Source organism: Chryseobacterium sp. JUb7, assembly GCF_024806495.1.
In the GTDB taxonomy this organism is placed as follows: Bacteria; Bacteroidota; Bacteroidia; order Flavobacteriales; family Weeksellaceae; genus Chryseobacterium.
The window spans coordinates 194,851-213,795 of record NZ_JANUFF010000004.1 but is presented as its reverse complement, the minus strand read 5'-3'; the positions used below and the strand labels follow the sequence as shown (position 1 = coordinate 213,795).

19 protein-coding genes, 7 tRNA genes and 1 other RNA gene are annotated in these 18,945 nt (G+C 34.9%); 18 read left to right on the top strand and 9 right to left on the bottom strand.

Annotated features, from left to right (window positions below):
- Nucleotides 1–104: 104 nt before the first annotated feature.
- The 7 genes from pyk to M2373_RS09925 all read right to left on the bottom strand — a co-directional run bounded on the left by pyk (nt 105) and on the right by M2373_RS09925 (nt 6,308).
- A complete protein-coding gene (gene pyk, locus M2373_RS09955; protein ID WP_259110211.1) occupies nt 105–1,550 on the bottom strand; it encodes a pyruvate kinase in 1,446 nt (481 codons plus the stop codon).
- Nucleotides 1,543–2,016, bottom strand: a complete 474-nt coding sequence (locus M2373_RS09950) for an IPExxxVDY family protein (protein ID WP_259110210.1) — start codon at nt 2,014–2,016, stop codon at nt 1,543–1,545. The genes pyk and M2373_RS09950 overlap by 8 nt, the downstream gene beginning before the upstream one ends.
- Entirely contained in the window at nt 1,994–2,758 is a 765-nt protein-coding gene (gene rnc / locus M2373_RS09945; RefSeq protein WP_259110209.1) for a ribonuclease III, read from the bottom strand. The genes M2373_RS09950 and rnc overlap by 23 nt, the downstream gene beginning before the upstream one ends.
- Before the next feature lie 9 nt (nt 2,759–2,767).
- On the bottom strand, nt 2,768–4,012 hold the full coding sequence (gene fabF / locus M2373_RS09940) for a beta-ketoacyl-ACP synthase II (RefSeq protein WP_259110208.1): 1,245 nt from the start codon (nt 4,010–4,012) through the stop codon (nt 2,768–2,770).
- A 34-nt stretch (nt 4,013–4,046) separates the two neighbouring features.
- Complete coding sequence (locus M2373_RS09935) at nt 4,047–4,286, bottom strand: acyl carrier protein (RefSeq protein ID WP_002976354.1); 240 nt, start codon at nt 4,284–4,286, stop codon at nt 4,047–4,049.
- Nucleotides 4,287–4,572: 286 nt separating this feature from the next.
- On the bottom strand, nt 4,573–5,463 hold the full coding sequence (locus tag M2373_RS09930) for an AraC family transcriptional regulator (protein WP_259110207.1): 891 nt from the start codon (nt 5,461–5,463) through the stop codon (nt 4,573–4,575).
- A 20-nt stretch (nt 5,464–5,483) separates the two neighbouring features.
- The gene (locus M2373_RS09925) at nt 5,484–6,308 is read right to left on the bottom strand and encodes an SDR family NAD(P)-dependent oxidoreductase (RefSeq protein WP_259110205.1); all 825 of its coding nucleotides are present in this window, start codon (nt 6,306–6,308) and stop codon (nt 5,484–5,486) included.
- 228 nt (nt 6,309–6,536) lie between these two features.
- On the opposite strand from M2373_RS09925, the gene M2373_RS09920 reads away from it, so the two are divergent.
- Genes M2373_RS09920 through M2373_RS09910 form a run of 3 tightly spaced genes read left to right on the top strand, consistent with a single transcriptional unit; the run spans nt 6,537 to nt 8,783 of the window.
- The gene (locus M2373_RS09920; RefSeq protein ID WP_259110202.1) at nt 6,537–7,433 is read left to right on the top strand and encodes an oxidoreductase; all 897 of its coding nucleotides are present in this window, start codon (nt 6,537–6,539) and stop codon (nt 7,431–7,433) included.
- A gap of 54 nt (nt 7,434–7,487) precedes the next feature.
- Nucleotides 7,488–8,297, top strand: coding sequence for an AraC family transcriptional regulator (locus M2373_RS09915; protein ID WP_259110199.1), 810 nt, complete (start codon nt 7,488–7,490; stop codon nt 8,295–8,297).
- A gap of 6 nt (nt 8,298–8,303) precedes the next feature.
- Nucleotides 8,304–8,783, top strand: coding sequence for a thermonuclease family protein (locus M2373_RS09910; RefSeq protein ID WP_259110197.1), 480 nt, complete (start codon nt 8,304–8,306; stop codon nt 8,781–8,783).
- Nucleotides 8,784–8,846: 63 nt separating this feature from the next.
- Here M2373_RS09910 and M2373_RS09905 read toward each other — a convergent pair whose 3' ends face one another.
- Together M2373_RS09905 and ssrA are read right to left on the bottom strand one after the other, a co-directional pair.
- Nucleotides 8,847–10,259: a hypothetical protein gene (locus M2373_RS09905; RefSeq protein WP_259110193.1), complete on the bottom strand. Its 1,413-nt coding sequence runs from the start codon at nt 10,257–10,259 to the stop codon at nt 8,847–8,849.
- A gap of 140 nt (nt 10,260–10,399) precedes the next feature.
- Nucleotides 10,400–10,800: a transfer-messenger RNA gene (gene ssrA / locus M2373_RS09900) on the bottom strand.
- Between the two features lie 224 nt (nt 10,801–11,024).
- Here ssrA and rpsU point away from each other — a divergent pair.
- The 15 genes from rpsU (at nt 11,025) to M2373_RS09825 (ending at nt 18,897) form a co-directional block, all read left to right on the top strand.
- Nucleotides 11,025–11,222, top strand: a complete 198-nt coding sequence (gene rpsU / locus M2373_RS09895) for a 30S ribosomal protein S21 (protein WP_062697349.1) — start codon at nt 11,025–11,027, stop codon at nt 11,220–11,222.
- A gap of 82 nt (nt 11,223–11,304) precedes the next feature.
- Nucleotides 11,305–12,192: a tyrosine-type recombinase/integrase gene (locus M2373_RS09890; RefSeq protein ID WP_259110185.1), complete on the top strand. Its 888-nt coding sequence runs from the start codon at nt 11,305–11,307 to the stop codon at nt 12,190–12,192.
- Nucleotides 12,189–12,479: an HPF/RaiA family ribosome-associated protein gene (locus M2373_RS09885; RefSeq protein WP_259110182.1), complete on the top strand. Its 291-nt coding sequence runs from the start codon at nt 12,189–12,191 to the stop codon at nt 12,477–12,479. The genes M2373_RS09890 and M2373_RS09885 overlap by 4 nt, the downstream gene beginning before the upstream one ends.
- Before the next feature lie 111 nt (nt 12,480–12,590).
- Nucleotides 12,591–12,664, top strand: a tRNA-Thr gene (locus M2373_RS09880).
- Nucleotides 12,665–12,683: 19 nt separating this feature from the next.
- Nucleotides 12,684–12,764, top strand: a tRNA-Tyr gene (locus M2373_RS09875).
- A gap of 87 nt (nt 12,765–12,851) precedes the next feature.
- A tRNA-Gly gene (locus tag M2373_RS09870) sits at nt 12,852–12,924 on the top strand.
- A gap of 93 nt (nt 12,925–13,017) precedes the next feature.
- Nucleotides 13,018–13,091, top strand: a tRNA-Thr gene (locus M2373_RS09865).
- A gap of 21 nt (nt 13,092–13,112) precedes the next feature.
- Nucleotides 13,113–13,193: transfer RNA gene (locus M2373_RS09860), tRNA-Tyr, on the top strand.
- An 86-nt stretch (nt 13,194–13,279) separates the two neighbouring features.
- Nucleotides 13,280–13,352: transfer RNA gene (locus M2373_RS09855), tRNA-Gly, on the top strand.
- 42 nt (nt 13,353–13,394) lie between these two features.
- A tRNA-Thr gene (locus M2373_RS09850) sits at nt 13,395–13,466 on the top strand.
- A gap of 112 nt (nt 13,467–13,578) precedes the next feature.
- Entirely contained in the window at nt 13,579–14,148 is a 570-nt protein-coding gene (gene aroQ / locus M2373_RS09845) for a gamma subclass chorismate mutase AroQ (protein WP_259110179.1), read from the top strand.
- Nucleotides 14,149–14,298: 150 nt separating this feature from the next.
- Nucleotides 14,299–14,979, top strand: a complete 681-nt coding sequence (locus M2373_RS09840) for a response regulator transcription factor (protein ID WP_259110176.1) — start codon at nt 14,299–14,301, stop codon at nt 14,977–14,979.
- Between the two features lie 3 nt (nt 14,980–14,982).
- Nucleotides 14,983–16,347, top strand: coding sequence for a HAMP domain-containing histidine kinase (locus tag M2373_RS09835; protein WP_259110173.1), 1,365 nt, complete (start codon nt 14,983–14,985; stop codon nt 16,345–16,347).
- A 198-nt stretch (nt 16,348–16,545) separates the two neighbouring features.
- Nucleotides 16,546–17,802 (top strand): TolC family protein, encoded by a 1,257-nt coding sequence (locus tag M2373_RS09830; RefSeq protein ID WP_259110170.1) that lies wholly within the window; start codon nt 16,546–16,548, stop codon nt 17,800–17,802.
- Nucleotides 17,803–17,811: 9 nt separating this feature from the next.
- Nucleotides 17,812–18,897 (top strand): efflux RND transporter periplasmic adaptor subunit, encoded by a 1,086-nt coding sequence (locus M2373_RS09825; protein ID WP_259110168.1) that lies wholly within the window; start codon nt 17,812–17,814, stop codon nt 18,895–18,897.
- Nucleotides 18,898–18,945: the final 48 nt, after the last annotated feature.

Below are 18,945 nucleotides of genomic sequence, written 5' to 3'. Positions count from 1 at the left end.
CTGCTTCACTCTTCTAGCTTCCAGTCTATAAAAACAAAAAAACTCACGAAAATTTTCGTGAGTTTTTTATTTTATAAAGAAAGCTTTTTTGCTTTTTTACTTAATTAAACCGTAGTCAATCTCAATGTATTTGTTTTTCCGCCTTCATAAGATGGAGTCGCATTGATGTTGATTACAAAATCTCCGGCTTCAATATAACCGTGATTATGAGTCAGCATATTCACCTGAATGATGGTCTCATCAGTAGGTTTTTTCATGTCATAATAATAAGCATGAACTCCCCAAAGAAGATTTAGCATTGTAATCACTCTTTTATTTCCGCTATAAACGATAATATGAGAATCCGGTCTGTGAGCTGCCAGCTGGAAAGCCGTATATCCTGAATGAGTCAGTGTAACGATAGCAGAAACATTTGTTGTTTTTGCAATTCTTACTGCAGCAAGACATACTCTGTTGGTAATGAATCTCTCGTCGATACAGTCAAAATCTTTTTCAATAGGCTCATTTTTATGTTGATAAAAATGGGTCATTTCGATGTTTTTTACAATTTTGGCCATATTTTCCACAACCTGAACAGGATATCTACCTACAGAAGTTTCTCCGGAAAGCATTACAGCATCAGCACCATCCAGTACAGAGTTGGCAACGTCATTTACCTCCGCTCTTGTTGGCGTTAAGCTGTTAATCATCGTTTCCATCATCTGAGTAGCGATAATTACAGGTTTAGAATAATATCTTGCTTTTTCAACCAATGTTTTTTGAATAGCAGGAACTTCTTCCATTGGAACTTCAACACCCAGGTCACCACGGGCAACCATCAGTCCATCACATTCCATTAGAATTTCGTCAATATTTTTAACCCCTTCCGGCTTTTCAATTTTCGCGATAATCGGAGTCTTGAATTTACCGTTTGGATGTTTTTCAATTAATTCTTTCAAATCAATAATATCCTGAGCATGACGAACAAAAGAAAGCGCAATCCAGTCAACTTCCTGGTCTAGCATGAAGTTGGCATCCTGAATATCTTTTTCCGTTAAAGCAGGAAGAGAAACGTTTGTATTCGGAAGGTTTACTCCTTTTTTAGAGCTTAGAGGCCCCCCTTGAATTGTTTTTGCTTTTACCGTGTCAATTTGGTTGGTCTCGATAACTTCTAACATCAGTTTTCCGTCATCAATTAGTATTTTTTCACCAACTTTTACATCCTGAGGAAATTGTTGGTAAGTCATATAAACCTTTGTGGAATCTCCTTCCATCTTTTCGTTGGTGAAAGTAAGAATATCTCCAGGATTTAGATAAGAACCTTCTTTTACAACACCTACTCTCAGTTTAGGACCTTGCAAATCTCCCAAAATACCTACCGAGTACCCATATTCTTTATTAAGTTCTCTGATAATTTCGATATTTGTTCGAACCAAGTCGTAGTCTGCGTGTGAAAAATTTATTCTAAAAACATCAACACCTGCTCTCATTAACCCTAACATCACTTCCTTCGACGATGAAGCCGGTCCAAGTGTTGCGATAATTTTTGTTTTTTTTAAATACTTATTCATAATACTGGATAATTTGATAAAGTTCTTCCTCAGAACTCAGTGTATAATCTTGAATTGGAAATACAAGATTTTCAGGGAGCAAAATTACGGAAAAATCAGGAAACTGTTCCGAACTATGCAAAATATATTGCACTTCAACCTGATTATTTAATAAAAATTTAATGTTTTCTTCTTCTGTGAAGAGCTCAGTCTGTAATTTTTTTTGTTTACTTTCAGAAGATTTATTTGAAATGAAGGTAAAACATGTTTTTGTAAACTTGTGATACGCTTCAAATCTTGGAAAATAATAATCATAATAATCCCCATGAAAGATCAGATCTTTCTTTCTCGAAAACTTGAGATCGTTATTTTGATTGATTTTAAAAAAAAACTCATGATCGGGTATATGTTTTGCTAATCTTACCAATCCTATGGCAATATCTTCAAATTCTATATCGTCTAGATCATAAAGTTTTTGGATTTCCAAGTATATTTTCTTTTTTGTTTAAAATATAAAATGCCCTCTGTGCTGCTTTTTCTTCCGCCTTTTTCTTGGAAGTCTCCGTAGCGTTGGCGATTTTTTCTTCTCCCAGCCATACATGGCATCGGAATACAATCGCTTTATTCACCTGGATTTCTTCACAAGTTTCATACTTTATACTTACTTTTTTCTTCTGGCTCCATTCAAGCAGAAGACCTTTGTAGCTTACTATTTTGTTCTCAAGTTTATTAATCTCGGTAGGCGTTAAGAGTCTTTCCAGAATGATCCTTTTACAGGTATCATAGTGGAAGTCTAAATATACTGCACCGATTAATGCCTCAAATAAATTTCCGGAGATATTCTCACCCAGCGCTACAGCAGCGCTCGATTTCTGTAAAAGATCAGTAAGTTTTAAATCTTCTCCTAATTTATTAAGATTTTTCCTATTAACAATCTTAGATTTCATCTGCGTCAGGTATCCTTCATTAGCCTGAGGATAGGTCTGAAACAAATGACAAGAAATAATTGTACCCAAAACAGAATCTCCCAAAAATTCAAGCCTTTCGTAATTACTGTCTTGATTTTTAGAAGAGTTTTTCAATGAAAAAGCTTCACGGTAAAGAGCAACATTCTGTACCTCAGTACCAAGCATTTTATTAAGCGTAGTGCTAAGGAAGAGGTCTCTCTCCGTTAATTTTCTTTTTCTGTTTTTGAGAAGGAATTTAGAAAAGTATTTCTGTAACTCCATTCATTGAATTTAGATTTTCGTAAATAGAACGCAAGCGTTATGCCCACCAAACCCAAAAGTATTGCTCATGGCTACTTTTACATCTTTCTTCACAGCATCTTTGAATGTAAAATTCAGTCGGCTGTCGATATTTTCATCATCAGTAAAATGGTTGATGGTAGGAGGAACAATACCATGAATAATCGTTCCCAACGCAGCAATAGCTTCAATAACTCCGGCTGCACCCAAAAGGTGACCTGTCATTGATTTTGTAGAATTAATTTGAATGTCGTAAGCGTGCTCTCCCAATAATCTCGAAATTGCATTAGATTCTGCAATGTCTCCTAATGGAGTAGATGTACCATGCATATTGATATGATCTACTTCATCAGCAGTTAACCCTGCATCTTCCAGACAATTTTTCATTACCAGGTAAGCTCCCAGTCCTTCAGGATGAGGTGCAGTCATATGATGTGCATCTGCACTCATACCACCTCCTTTTAATTCTGCATAAATTGTAGCACCCCGTTTTACAGCGTGCTCATATTCTTCAAGAATGATACATCCTGCACCTTCACCCAGCACAAATCCATCTCTGTCTTTGTCAAAAGGTCTTGAAGCTGTTTTAGGATCATCGTTTCTTGTAGAAAGTGCCATCATTGCATTGAATCCACCGACACCACTTGCTGTAACGGCTGCTTCTGAGCCTCCGCATACAATCACGTCTGCTTTTCCTAACTGGATCAGCATTTTGGAATCAATTATAGCATTTGCTGAAGACGCACAGGCAGAAACAGTTGTATAATTCGGACCGTGGAAACCATATTCAATAGAAATGTGTCCCGGAGTAATGTCCGCAATCATTTTCGGAATAAAGAAAGGGTTGAATCTAGGAATGTCTGTATTAGCCCATCCTAAAACTTCAGTTTCGAAAGTCTCTAAACCTCCGATTCCTGAACCCCAGATTACGCCGACTCTGTTTTTGTCTACATTGTCTTCCATGATTCTTGAGTGTGCCACTGCTTCTTTAGCAGCAACCAACCCAAGTTGGGTATTTCTGTCCATTTTTTTAGCTTCTTTCTTATCGAAATGGTCTAATGGATTGAAACCCTTTACTTCGCAAGCGAACTTGGTTTTGAAGTTTGTGGCATCAAAAAGAGTAATCGGAGCTGCACCGCTCTCACCTTTAAGAAGATTTTCCCAGTATTCTTTTGCATTATTTCCAATCGGTGTTATTGCTCCAAAACCGGTTACAACTACTCTTTTTAATTCCATAAACTTTGTTTAATTTCTTTTTTGTTGAAGAATATTATTTATTTACTACTTCCTCGATATAAGCGATAGCGTGTCCTACAGTAGTAATTTTTTCAGCCTGATCATCAGGGATTTGAATGTTGAATTCTTTTTCAAATTCCATAATTAGTTCAACTGTATCCAATGAATCAGCTCCTAAATCGTTAGTGAAGCTAGCTTCAGGAGTTACTTCTGTTTCTTCAACGTCAAGCTTATCAGCGATGATAGCTTTTACTCTTGATGCAATGTCTGACATAGTAAATTATTTTTTTTAATTGTTAGATGGTGCAAATATATAAAATTCTTTACGATAAAACATTTTTTTAGTCTTTTTTGTGGGTAGACTAACCTTATTTTGTGCTCAGGGTATTTAGTCTTTTCATATTCAGGTGGTTAGGTTTTAATGCTTTAAATGTCTATTTTTATAATAATTTGAAAATATAGAATAGGTCAGATTTTATGTCTGATAGATAATTCATTATATTTTTATATGCCGGATCTGAAATTAATTTAAATATTTAATGAGATTTAGCATTTAAGCATCAATTAAGTCTCATATTTCTAAATTCTAAAGGTTTCATTCCTGTCTGTTTTTTAAAGAGTCTTGAAAAGTAAGATGTATTTTCAAATCCCAGTTCATAGGCAATTTCAGAAACTCCTTTTTCACCGATGCGCAAAAGATTTTTGGCTTCAGAGATCAAATAAACGTGGATGAGTTCCAATGCTGTTTTTCCTGTTTCCTGCTTTAACAGGTCGCTTAAATAGCGTGGAGAAAGAAAAAGCTGTTCTGCAAGATGAGTAACATTAGGAAGTCCATGTTCTTTTAATTGTCCGTCATGAATATATTTTCTTAAAGCATCATTAAATTTAGAAGCTGTTTTTCCGACGATTTGTGTACGATCTATAAATTGTCTTTTATAAAATCTCTGCGCGTAGGTTAGTATAGAAGAAATATGGCTTAAGATAATCTCGCGGCTGTATTCATCAGGGTTGTTCTGATATTCGTTTTCTATTTTATCATGAATGTCAAGAATAATAAGTTCTTCTTTGGGTGAAAGATGAAGAGCCTCCGTTACTTCATAATCAAAATACCCATAATGATCGATGATTTTATGCAGTTGGTGACCATTTAAATAATCTTCATGAATAAAAAACATAAAACCTCTTTCTTCAAACTGAAGGTCTTTCATCTCAATAATCTGGCGAGGTTTTGCAAAAAACATACTGCCGTTATCATGATCATAAGGCATTCTTCCATACATGAAAATACCGGATTTTATTTTTTTAAAAGCGATTACATAGCAATCTGTTGTAAATTCCTGATTACCCATCGTGCAGGTTGAAAGGCATCCCAACATACTGAAAAGGGGATGCTGTGGCGCATCCCAATGATTATGTAAATGTAATTCTGTAAGATTTTTAAAATGTTTCATCTGTAATATTTCACTTTATACTATGCTCCATGGGCTTTAATGCTTACTTCTTTCCAGTTTTCAATATCTTTTAAACGATTGGTATAAATTTCATGAATAGAATGGTAAGCAATTTTACCGAATAATAATCTTTGTGGTGGGTTTTGGGTATCAATAATATCTAAAAAAGGCTGTACCGTAGCTTCGGGATTCCCCCAAATGTCCTGACTGTTTGTTGCTTCAGAGAAACTTTCACGCACGGGATTATAATCTGAAATGTCTGCTGAAGTCTGAAATGCAGAAGTACCTGCCCAATCTGTTGCGTAGCCGTTGGGTTCTATTAATGTGGTTTTGATTCCTAAATGGGCCGTTTCTGTTCCAATAGTTTCAATAAGACCTTCCACAGCAAATTTTGAAGCATTATATATACCTAATAATGGTAATGTCGTTAATCCCAAAAAGCTTGAAACCTGGATGATATGGCCACTTTTTTGTTTTCGCATAATCGGCAATACTGCCTGTGCTACCCAAAGAGAACCAAAAAAATTAGTTTCCATTTGCTCCCGGGCCTGTTGTTCTGTCGTTTCTTCTGTCGTACCGAATAATCCATATCCTGCATTATTGACTAAAACATCGATTCCTCCGAAATGTTTTTCAATTTTTTCGGCGACCTCAAATGTCTCTTCGCGGTTGTTTACATCAAGTTTCAAGGGAAGAATCTGATCGCCATATTTTTCTTTCAGATCTGCCAGTGCTGAAATATTTCTTGCTGTAGCTGCTACTTTATCTCCTCGCTGAAGAAGTGCTTCTGCCCATAACTTTCCGAATCCTTTGGATGCGCCTGTGATAAAAACTATTTTACTCATTTTAAAATTTTGTTTAATTAATGATGCAAAGTTACAGGCATGCAAAACAGACTGTTAGTTCATTTCAGCTGAAAAACAGCACAGAAGTACGATTTATAAAATTACGTATTAAATAAGAATTATTTATAATCGAAAGATGACTTTTTAAACAAAGTATATTTGAGCTTTTTAACAAAACGTATGCTTCCCGATTTGGCGGAACTTTGTCTCAATAAAAATCAATGAAAAATGAAAAACGTTTGGTTTATCACAGGAAGTTCAAAAGGACTTGGTAAAAGCTTAGCAGAAGCAGTATTGTTAAAAGGAGATTATGTTGTCGCGACAGCACGAGATCCAAAGCAGTTAAAAGATCTTGCGGACCAGTATCCGGATCAATTGCTGGCGCTGGAGCTAGATGTTCAGAATAAAGATCAGATTTATTCAGCTGTTGATGAAGCAGTGAATCGCTTTGGTAGAATCGATGTCTTGGTTAATAATGCCGGTTTCGGAATTACAGGAGCGGCAGAAGCATTTACGGCAGAGCAGGTCAGAAACCAGTTGGAGGTTAATTTATATGCTCCTATTGAAATAACAAGAGCGGTATTGCCCTATATGAGAAAAGAACGTTCGGGACATATTTTACAGATCAGCTCAATCGGAGGCAGAGTAGGGAATGCCGGACTTACGATTTATCAGGCTGCCAAATTTGGACTGGCAGGTTTTTCTGAATCTTTAAGTAAAGAAGTTGCTCCGCTTGGAATAAAAGTGACCTGTATTGAACCTGGAGGCTTCCGTACAGAATGGGCGGGTTCTTCAATGAGTTTTGCTAAAGATATTGAAGGTTATGAAACGACTGTTGGCGGAGTGAAAGCTCATTTAACCTCAGGGAAATTTCTGCCGATGGGTGATCCTGCAAAAGCGGCAAAGGTAATGACTGAAATTGTTGAAAATGAAAATCCGCCATTACATTTGGTGTTGGGCAGTGAAGCGGCGGCGATTTTAAGGAAAACAGATGAACAAAGAAAAGAAGAGTTTGAAAAATGGCTGGATGTGACGGTTTCAACGGATCATGACGATGCTGTGAATATTTTTGAAACGGAGTACGGAAAACAGTATTTGGCTCATAAAGGGATAAGTTTAGAATAATTCAACGAATGAGGCTGTAGATAATGCAGTCTCATTTATTATATTTGTATTGAAATGAAATCTAAAAGAGAAGATTTTGGGAATATTGTGTATTCCTGTTATACACAGGTAAGTCGGCAGGGAGAGCATTTTGTATCTGATCATGTATTGAGTTATCAGATCGCCGGAGATTTGGTTTTAAATGATGGAATTAATGATTATTCTGCCACAGATGGTACGATTCGTTTTTTAAGAAGAAATCAATTACTGAAGTTTATCAAACAGCCACCTGCAGTTGGTGGTGATTTTAAATCATTATCTATCTACCTTGGCCAGCAGATTTTAAAAGATTTTAGCCTTGAATATGGTTTGACCTCGGAAAAGAAGTGCTTTGATCATTCTTTACTGTTGTTAACGGACAGTTCCTTGTTGCAGAATTTTATGCAGACATTACTGATCTATCAATTTTCGGATCAGCTTTCAGATTCACGTCTTGTAGAGCTGAAAGTGAAAGAAGCTTTGATTTTACTTCTTCAGGAAAAACCTGAATTGAAAGATATTTTATTTGATTTCAATGAACCCGGAAAACTGGATATTGAAGCTTTTATGAATAAAAATTATCATTTCAATGTCAATTTAGACCGTTTTGCTTACCTCACCGGAAGAAGCCTGGCTACTTTCAAACGTGATTTTGAAAAAATATTCGGGATCAGTCCCGGAAAATGGTTATTGAAGAAAAGGCTTCAGGAAGCACATTATCTTTTAGAAAAGGGACGAATGGCCTCGGATATTTATCTGGATCTTGGTTTTGAAGATCTTTCTCATTTCTCATTTGCTTTTAAAAAACTCTACGGTTTGTCACCGAGTAAAATAATTTCGACTTGATTAATAATGATAAAAACTTTTTACGTAAGCTTTCTTTTTTCTTCTATTGTCATTTTTTCGCAGACTAAAGCTAAAATTGTAGCGGTAAAAGACGGAGACACCGTGGTAGCTTTATTGGCGAATAATAAGCAGGAAACACTAAGGTTAGCAGATGTTGATTGCCCTGAAAACAAACAGGCATTCGGGAAAAATGCCAAACAATTTACAAGTTCACAGGTTTTTGGAAAAAACATCACTTTTTACAGGGTTAAAAAAGACCGTTATAAAAGAACTGTTGCTAAAATTTTCTATGATAATGAGAAATATTTGTCTGCTGAAATTATAAAATCCGGCTTCGGATGGTGGTATCATCAGTATTCAAAGAATACGGATCTCAAAACCTATGAATCTCAGGCTAGAGCAAAAAAAATAGGTTTGTGGAGTGATAAAAAGGCGATTTCTCCTTGGGATTTCAGAAAAAGTAAGAGAAAAAAGAAGGTTTCTTAGTTTTCACTAATAAATAAACCCTCAAACTAAATGAGGGTTTCATATTATTTTTGAAAAGTCTCCCTAAAATTTAAGTTTTCTTAGTTTGAAAAAAATATTTCTGTATAACGGATAAATTCCAGCTTTTTTCATCATTTCAATCTGATGATGTTTTTTTGTAGGGTTGATCGGGATTTTTGCTAAGCCTTCACTTACATTTTTCAGGATGAGCTCGTAGATTTTGTGAAAATATTTGTCTCTGTCTTTTCTTTTTGTTGAAAGTAATAAGCCGAGCAAATATCTGTTATTGAATGGTGAAATAACGATATTGTAAACATTGGATATCGATTTTGAGCTTCCTGCCCAGTTTGGCATTTTGTGTTCCCAGTAAATGTAGTCCAGCAAGTGTATGTTGTGAGAAGTTGTGTTTTTCCATTCCCTGATAGCTTCTCTTTCGTAGGCTCCGTCTTTTAGCCCTAAGATATAACAGATGTCTTTTAATGAAAGATAGCGGGGAAGAGGATCATAGAAATTTCTGGCTACTTCGCTTATATTTCCGTTGATCAGATAACGGTTGGAAAAATGAATATTCATAAGGTTAGCCATTTTTCGGCTTTTTATATCATCTTTCCATAGGCTGGTATTTTTTTCCTCTACTTCTATAGAAGATATATCATAGTCAATCACTTTCAATTCTTTTGAGAAAGTATCTGTAATTTCTCCCGCAATTTTTACATCCTGCTTTCCGTCTTCAGTTTTGTGATTCAGTACATAATAATTTATTTTATCTGCGCTTTTTAATGAAGAAGCAAATAAAATTCTTGAATCCCAGCCTGCGGTAACGGCAATACTGATATTTTTCCTTTGAGACATACTTTCAATAGAAGCTTCTAAAATGGCAAGAGCTTCTTTGGCTACCCGGCTGTTGTCTAAAAGAGGTAATGGATCTTCAGGATAAAATCTGACAAACTTTTTGTTTTTTACGTCGTAGTAGAAGTTCGGAATAAGTTTACTGATGTATTTAAAAGGTGTTTTGCTGAATATGTTTATTTTACGGTCAATAATATATCGCGGTGCATTATCATCATGAATGTTTTCGCCATTTTTAATAAGGTTAGGCTGTGCACTGATGTATAGTTTATTATTCTCATTGAAAATATAAGTCTCCAACTGACCTGCTGCATCATTGAAGATATAAATATTGTCATTGTTAAAAAAAACAAAAGTGAAAAAACCTGTAAGTTTATTTAATTTTTCAATTTTTTGATCAATACTTCTATGGAGTAAAGAATCTACGATCTCTTTGTTTGAAAATTTTGGATTTTCAAAATCAAAACATTCACCAAAAAAGATAACATCCTCCTTACAGATTAAGTTTTCTTTATTGGAAGGATGTACTTGAATGCTGAGGTTGTTATGATAAAATATTTCCCCATTGTTTATGGGGAAATCATTTTTTTTATTCGTTATAATATACTGAAACGGGGAAATCTCCATTTTTATTTTTTAACAATTTCCGGGTAAAGTTAGTATTTTCCTAGGATTTATAAACAAGATCAGAAACCACAATGTTTAATAAATAAAAAAGAGAATTTGTAATTATTTAAAAGTAATTTACAAATTCTCTTTAGCTTAAAAAGTGGAGTTGGAGGGATTCGAACCCTCGTCCAAACAAGCAATACATAAGATTTCTACATGCTTATTCTACTATTGGTTTTCGACTGGAGGCAGAGAGCAGACACCCAACTTCCAACTTATCTTCTAAATTTTCGTGTTTTAGCCGAAGCATCTAAAACCTTATTTCTGCATTCCTATATCCCAGAATCAAAAGCCGCAGAACAGGGCGTTTGTGGAATATCTTGCTTCCCTACTGAAATCTTCGGGAAAACGCTTGATCTACTATACTTCGATATTAAGCTGCAAGAGCGAACTCTTCGTTGCCAGTTAAAATTTTGTAGCAAGGGATTAAAGAGATCGCGCTACGGTTCTCTGCATGCTTACTTACCCACTGACCTTGCTGTCGAAACCAGTCAACCCCGTGAATAAAGTGAATGCAAAGATACTACTTTTGTTTAAATACAATTAATATTGATTGTATCTTTTTGTTATTTGTTTTTAAAAATACCAATAGCGTATTTTTATAACCTAATAATAAGCCTCCTCATTCAGGAGGTTTCAGACGAAATAACATTAAAAAGAACATTTATGTTTGTATTTTAATAAAAAATTCTTACTTTTGCAATCCAAAATGAGATGTAATATATGTTAATAATTCCAGTAAAGGATGGTGAATCCATCGACAGAGCATTAAAAAAATATAAAAGAAAATTTGATAAAACGGGTACAGTTCGTCAATTAAGAGCTAGACAACAGTTTATTAAGCCTTCTGTAACTTTAAGACAAGCTAGACTTAAAGCAGCTCACAAGCAAAGAAATCTTAGCAAAGAAGAGCAGGCTTAAGAATTTTTCTTAAATCGCATACTAATTCATTCTTTAAATAGTTTATATTTGAAGAATGAATTTTTGTTTTTATACCTAAATGATGCTGGAGAAATTTTTAGAATATTTACAACACGAAAAGAGGTATTCTCCTCACACGATTACAAGCTACAGAAAAGATCTTGAAGACTTTTCTCATTTCTATCTTAAAACAGAATCTTCAGAAGATATTGCGAAGGCCGACAAAAAAGTGATCCGGAATTTTATCGTTGAATTAAGCGAAAATAATATTTCCAAAAGAAGTATCAATCGAAAATTGTCTTCACTTAGGAGCTTTTATCTCTTTCTTTTGAAAATCGGTGAAATAAAAATTTCGCCTACCGAAAGTATTTCTTCATTAAAATTTTATTCCGAAAAGCAGATTCCGATGTCTAAAGAGGAAATGCAAGTGCTTAATGATCAAGTTTTTGATCAGGTTACTGATATTTTAGACAAATGCATCGTAGAAGTTCTGTACCAAACCGGGATTCGTAAAGCTGAACTTTGTGGTATGACTTTTGAGAATGTAAACTTAGGCGGAAATGAATTGAAAATAATAGGAAAAGGGAATAAAGAAAGATACATTCCCATATCTGAAGATTTGTCAAATCTGCTTACAAGTTATAAAGAAATAAGGAAACCACAGACAGAAGATATATCATATTTTTTTGTCAACAGAAAGGGAAAAAAACTGACCGAAAAATTTGTTTATGTGGTAGTTAATAAGTACCTTAGTCTTATAACAACAAAAGAAAAAAGAAGTCCTCACATCCTTCGGCATAGCTTTGCTACACACGTTTTGGATAATGGGGCGGAGATCTCCAAAGTAAAAAAAATATTAGGGCATTCCAGTCTTGCAAGTACTCAAGTCTATACGAATGCTAATATTGAACAATTGAAAAAAGTGTTTAATCTTGCTCATCCAAGAGCGTCTAAAAAAGAAGAATTATGAAGATCACAGTACAGTCAATTGGTTTAACTCCACACGAACCATTAGAATCACACATTGAAAAAAAAGTAAGTAAACTTGATACTTTTTATGACAAAATTCAAGAATGCAAAATATTTCTAAAAGTAGAAAATAACTCGGATAGAGCGAATAAAACAGCTGAGATAATTTTGGCGGTTCCAGGCGATGATATCGTCGTAAAGAAGACAAGTTCGAGTTTTGAAGAAAGTTTGGATATGTGCGTTGATACTGCTAAAAAGCTACTAATCAAGAAAAAAGAACTGGCTTAGAAAAAAAAGATAAAAAAAGTCATTAAAATATTTGAGAATTCAAAAAAACCGTTCTATATTTGCACTCGCAAAAAGGGAACAGCGTTCTTTTGAATTCTTTTTAATTTAAATGCCTCCATAGCTCAGTTGGCCAGAGCACGTGATTTGTAATCTCGGGGTCGTGGGTTCGAATCCCTCTGGAGGCTCATTTTAAAATAAAAACCTGGGGAGATTCCAGAGTGGCTAAATGGGACTGACTGTAACTCAGTTGCTTCGGCTTCGTAGGTTCGAATCCTGCTCTCCCCACAGTTTTTTTTGAAAAAAAAGTCTTGCAGGTTTCAAGAAGTTTTCTTAGATTTGCAAACCGTTACCAATGATTTTGGAAACAAAATTGCGGAAGTAGCTCAGTTGGTAGAGCGTCAGCCTTCCAAGCTGAATGTCGCGAGTTCGACCCTCGTCTTCCGCTCAAAAAAAATACTCAAAAAGAGTAATTTTTTTAAACTACTGAAAAGCTCAGAGTAGAATTTTCTCAAAAGCTTTCAGTCAGAATATTAAAATTGCCTCCATAGCTCAGTTGGCCAGAGCACGTGATTTGTAATCTCGGGGTCGTGGGTTCGAATCCCTCTGGAGGCTCAATTTTAATATAAAATATCTGGGGAGATTCCAGAGTGGCTAAATGGGACTGACTGTAACTCAGTTGCTTCGGCTTCGTAGGTTCGAATCCTGCTCTCCCCACATTTTATATTAAAAAAAATCTTGCAGGTTTCGAGAAGTTTTCTTAAATTTGCAAAGCGTTTACCAATAGTTTTGGAAACAAAATTGCGGAAGTAGCTCAGTTGGTAGAGCGTCAGCCTTCCAAGCTGAATGTCGCGAGTTCGACCCTCGTCTTCCGCTCAATAAAAATCATGCTTTTTTAGTGTGATTTTTTGTTTTAATGCCGACTTAGCTCAGCGGTAGAGTGCTTCCTTGGTAAGGAAGAGGTCACGGGTTCAAGTCCCGTAGTTGGCTCATCAAAAAAAATATTACAACATTGTTGTAATATTTTTTTTATTTATACGTCATCTCAATTCAGAGATAAGAGGGATATATTTTATATTTTTGTTTTAAACAAACATAAATTATGAAAGTAGTTTCCTATTTCCTGTCTCTGGGGATATTTTTCTCTGCTTTTTCCTGTACAAATCAAAATCGGATTTCCAAAACATACGACACAGGTATTTTATTAAAACTTATTGACAAAAGATTACAGGTGGCTCCATTGGTAGCAAAAAGTAAATGGAATACAAAAGTTCCTATTGATGATCCTATACGTGAAAAAAATATATTGGATAGTGTGGAGGTTAAAGCTGGAAAACTTGGGGTAGATAAAAAGTTTGCACGGAATTTTTTTCAGGCTCAATTTACTGCCGGAAAAATTGTTCAGAAACAATTGCTCGAACAATGGGAAAATCAGAATCAGATGCCATTTAATCCCGTACCTGATTTGGGAACTCAGGTACGACCTGTTTTGGACAGTTTGACCCCTTTATTATTGATAGAACTTGAAAAAATCAAGCCCAATTCCTGTCGTCAAGAATCTTTGGATCAATTAAAAATAAAGTCCAGACAGATAATTAATATAAGATTTGATGATCATATTGTGAAAACTGCTGTAAAGCCTATCGAAGATTATTGTAAGACCAGGAACTGATGATTTTAAAATGTCATCGTATAAATAAGTATAACTTTAGAAAATTTCCCGATCTTATTTGACCTTATACCTTAAATTTAGCTTAAAACTACTCTTTTGTTTAATAAACTATGATGAAAATTTCGTTAAATTCGTATAAAATAAATATTGATGAATATTCTTTTATTAGAAGATGACCTTATCCTCTCGGCAGAGTTGTGTAAATTTTTAGAATCAAATAATTTTACATGTGATAAAATTTATGATGGTGAGACCTTTCTTCGTCAGATTAAAAATAATACCTACGACTTATATCTGCTTGACATCAATGTTCCGAAAATAAACGGTTTGGATGTTTGCCAGACCATCCGCTCTTTTGATAAAAATACGCCCATCATTATTATCTCTGCATATGGAGATCTTTCCGATAAAAAAGATGCGTTTACCAGACTGGCAGATGACTATCTGGTGAAGCCTTTTCAATTTGAAGAATTATTGCTGCGTATGAATTCTCTGCTGAGGAGAAAAGCACCGGTGGATTCTACAGATCAGGATATCATCAGGATCGATGATTTGATTATTAATAAAACCGAACAAAAGGTTTTTCGTGCAGGAAATGAAATTGCTCTTACCCTGAAAGAATTTCAATTGCTGGTTTATCTGGCAGAAGCGCAGGGAAGAACGGTTTCCAAGCAGCAGATCACAGAACATGTCTGGGAACATAACTTTAATACAAATACGAATACAGTAGAAGTGTACATCAATTTTTTAAGAAAGAAAATCGATAAAGATTTTAAAGTGAAGCTGATTCATACACGTTCCGGTTTCGGGTATTATTTAAGTCCATTATAGAAGATGTCTTTAAAACGGAAGATAGCCCTCAATCTCAGTATTGCCTTTTCATTGCTTTTTGGTATTGTGATGGTGATCATCTATATGTCTTTTAATGATTTCAGAAGAGATGAATTTAAAGAAAGATTCAGACAGAGGCTGGAATTTACATCGCATTTTATTGCTAAGTCTAAAGATTTCGAAGAGGAAGCTCCTGTTTTTTTTAATGAAAACTCAGATAATATTCTTTTAAATGAAACCATCTTAATTTTTAACGGACAGAAAGAATTAATCTACAGTACCATCAAAGACAGAAATGTGACATGGGACACCGCATTATTGAGAGAGCTTGACGAGAAAAAAATTATCTATACAGAAAAAACAGTTCCCGAAATATATGCTGCTCTCCGAACGATCAACGGGGAAAACTATTATATTCTTACAAGCGCCTTTGATACCAATGGAAAATCAAAACTGGAATATCTTAAATATCTTTTGATCACGGCTTATGTGATGAGTACGCTTCTGATTGGTTTTTTCAGCTATTATTTTATGGGGCAGTTTCTAAGACCTTTAGAAGAGTTGAATCAGGAAATTTCGGAAGTTACTGCTCATAAATTAACGACCCAGATTCCCGTGCGTGATTCCAATGATGAAATAAATGTGCTTGCCCAGTCTTTTAACACTATGATCAAAAGACTCGATGATGTTTTCCAGTCCCAGAAAGACTTTACGGCAAGTGCTTCTCATGAAATAAGGACTCCGATTACAAGAATGGCTTTTCAATTGGAGAATTTAATCAAACTCGAGCAGCATTCTCCTAAAACATTATCTTCTTTAAAGCAAATTCAGAAAGATGTGTATCAATTGTCGGATCTTACGAATTCATTAATCCTGTTAACCAAGTTTGATAAAGAAAACATTCAGACTATTTATGAAGAAGTAAGAATTGATGAGGTTATTTTTGAATCTTTCGAAGCCGTTGAAAAAAGCTATCCGAATCTTAAAATGGATTTTCTGATTTCTGAAAATACTTCTGAAAATGCTTTGCTGACAATAAAAGGAGTTCAGTCTTTACTGGATATCGTGTTTATTAACTTATTTAAAAATGCAGCGGTATATTCTGATGATACAGAAGTTGATGTTTTAATCACCGAAACCAATGATTATCTTACGGTAGATGTAATTTCTCACGGAAATACAATTCCCAAAGAAGAGCAGACGAAGTTATTTGAAGCCTTTGCAAGAGGAAATAATTCTCAGAATATTTCAGGTTCCGGACTTGGCCTCCGAATCGTTAAAAGAATTCTGGAATACCACGGGGCGAAAATCAGATATTCATCTCCGGGAGATCTGCTGAATAAATTCAGTGTGATCTTTAATAAATAAAATGACAAAGTTCATCAAAGACATCATTTTTTCGATTAAATAATGATAATTTTATTTCATACGACTTAGCAGTTTGTACGTTGAATATTTATCCAATGTTAATAAAATCAACATATTATCATTCCCCAAAATCAAATTTTAATTTTTTTTTAAGTATTCTTTAAGAGCATTTTAATAGCAGAAGGGCATTTTTGTTTCATGAAAATTGAGAAAATAAACAAAATTGCTGGGCTGTTTGTTGTCTTTTCCTCTCTGATGGCGGCACAACAGCAGATGTCGCTTTTAGATTGTGAGCAGGCTTTTCAGAGCAACAATCTTCAATTGCTCGCGGAACAGTATAACATCAACATGGCTGATGCAGATATTCTGCAGGCCAAAATCTGGGAACTCCCACAAGCCAGCGGATATATCAATGCTTATAATCCTGAAGGGAAAAGAGCTTTTGATGTTGGAAAGGCAAAAGGAGTAGAAATTAGCCAGTTGATTTATATGGGCGGTAAAAAGAAAAATGAAATTGCTTTTGCAAAATCTAATAAAGAGCTGGCTCAACTCCAATTTTCCCAACTTCTCGTTGACTTAAGAGCACAGCTCCGTACGACGTATTTCAATCTTTATTACGAAAAACTGAAATTTGAGAATACCAATAAACAATTGGGATATATGAACGACCTTTTAGCAGCTTATAAAGTACAGTCTGCAAAAGGAAATGTTTCGCTTAAAGATGAAGTACGACTTCAGAGTATTGTTATCCAGCTAAAGAATGATAAAGTCGGAATTAATAAAAATATTCTTGAGTTTGAACAAAACCTTAAAGTTTTAACAGGATCCGGTGAAGATATCGAACCAAAACTTACCGAAACAGAAGCGAAAGATATTTTAGCTTCCCAGCCTTTTGGAGATGATGCTGAATTAAAAAGAAAAGCAATTGAAAATAATGCAGATTATCAATATAATTTAAAATTAATTGATAATAGTAAGCTATATGCTCAGTGGCAAAAATCTTTAAACGTTCCCGATTTAAATGTTGGAGCGCAATATGATCAAAACAGCGGAACTTTTAAAAATGAAGTTAATTTAACGCTTGGAATTCCTCTGCCCTTGTGGAAATCTAATAAAGGAAATGTTGAAAAAGCCAATTACGCAATTCAGCAAAATCAAAAAAATGCAGAATTTCAAAAATTAACGCTTGAAACCAAAGTGCAATCTGCCTATAAAATCTGGAAAGAACAATATGATCAGCTCGCAGAAATCAAATCTGCAGATCTTAATAATATGGACCTGGTATACAACGGAATGCTGACTAATTTCAGAAAAGGCAATGTAAGCCTTATCGAATTTGCAGATTTCATGGACAGCTACAGAGAAACGGCTCTTCAGATTTATGATATGAAAAATGATCTTATGGAGTCGGCAGAACAATTAAATCAACTAGTACAAACGAAAATCTTCTATTAAACTTAAACAATGAAAAAATATATAATTCCGGTAATGGTAGCGTTGTCCATTTTATCATGCTCAAAAAAGCAGGAAGAAAAGGCACCACAGGCGAAAAAAGGTTTTGAACTGAGCAATACGATGCTGAGTTCTATTGCTTTAGCAAAAGTTGAAAAAAAATATATAGAAGACGATTATAATTTTTACGGAAAAATATCGGCTGATAAAAATAGTTATATAGATGTTTATCCGCTGGTTGGAGGAAATGTTTTGAGTGTAAATGTAGAGTTGGGAGATCATGTGAAGAAAGGGCAGGTTTTGGCTACCATCAGAAGTACGGAGCTGGCGGAAGTTCAGAAAGATGTAAGTGATGCGAGAACAGATTTGGTCGTTGCTCAAAATAATCTGCGTGTTGCAAAGGAAATGTATGAAGGAAAACTGAATACGGAGAGAGATGTTTTGGAAGCCAAAAGCCAGTTGCAGAAAGCACAGGACCAGATGCAGAGAGCAAGTGCGGTAAGTACGGTCTATAATGTGAAGAAAGGGAATATTTACAGTGTAGTAGCTCCGATCAGCGGATACATCGTTCAGAAAAATATCAATAAAGATATGCAGCTCAGAAGTGACAGAAGCGAAAATATCTTTGATGTGGCCAATACAACGAATGTCTGGGCCATTATGAACGTAAATGAATCTGATATTGATAAAATAAGTCTGGGAATGAAAGCTCAGGTTTCTACTTTGTCCTATCCGGATAAGGTTTTTGATGGAAAAATTGATAAAATATTTAAAATCATTGATCCACAAACCAACGCTATGCAGGCAAGAGTGGTTTTGGATAATGCCAACGGATTGCTGATTCCTGAAAGTAAAGCGACCATAAAAGTGTCAAGTTCTGAAAATACTACGGCATTAACTGTGCCTTCTAAGGCGGTTATTTTTGATGATAACAGAAGTTTTGTAGTGATTTATAAATCACGCACAGATGTAAAAGTGAAAGAAATAAAAGTTTTGAAGCAGGTAGGAGATACGACCTATGTTTCTGAAGGTCTGATGGAAGGAGAACAGGTAATTACCAATAATCAGTTGTTGATCTATCGTTCTTTGAACAGTTAATTTATACCATTAAGATTTGATTAAACTTTTAAAAATGTAAAGACTGTT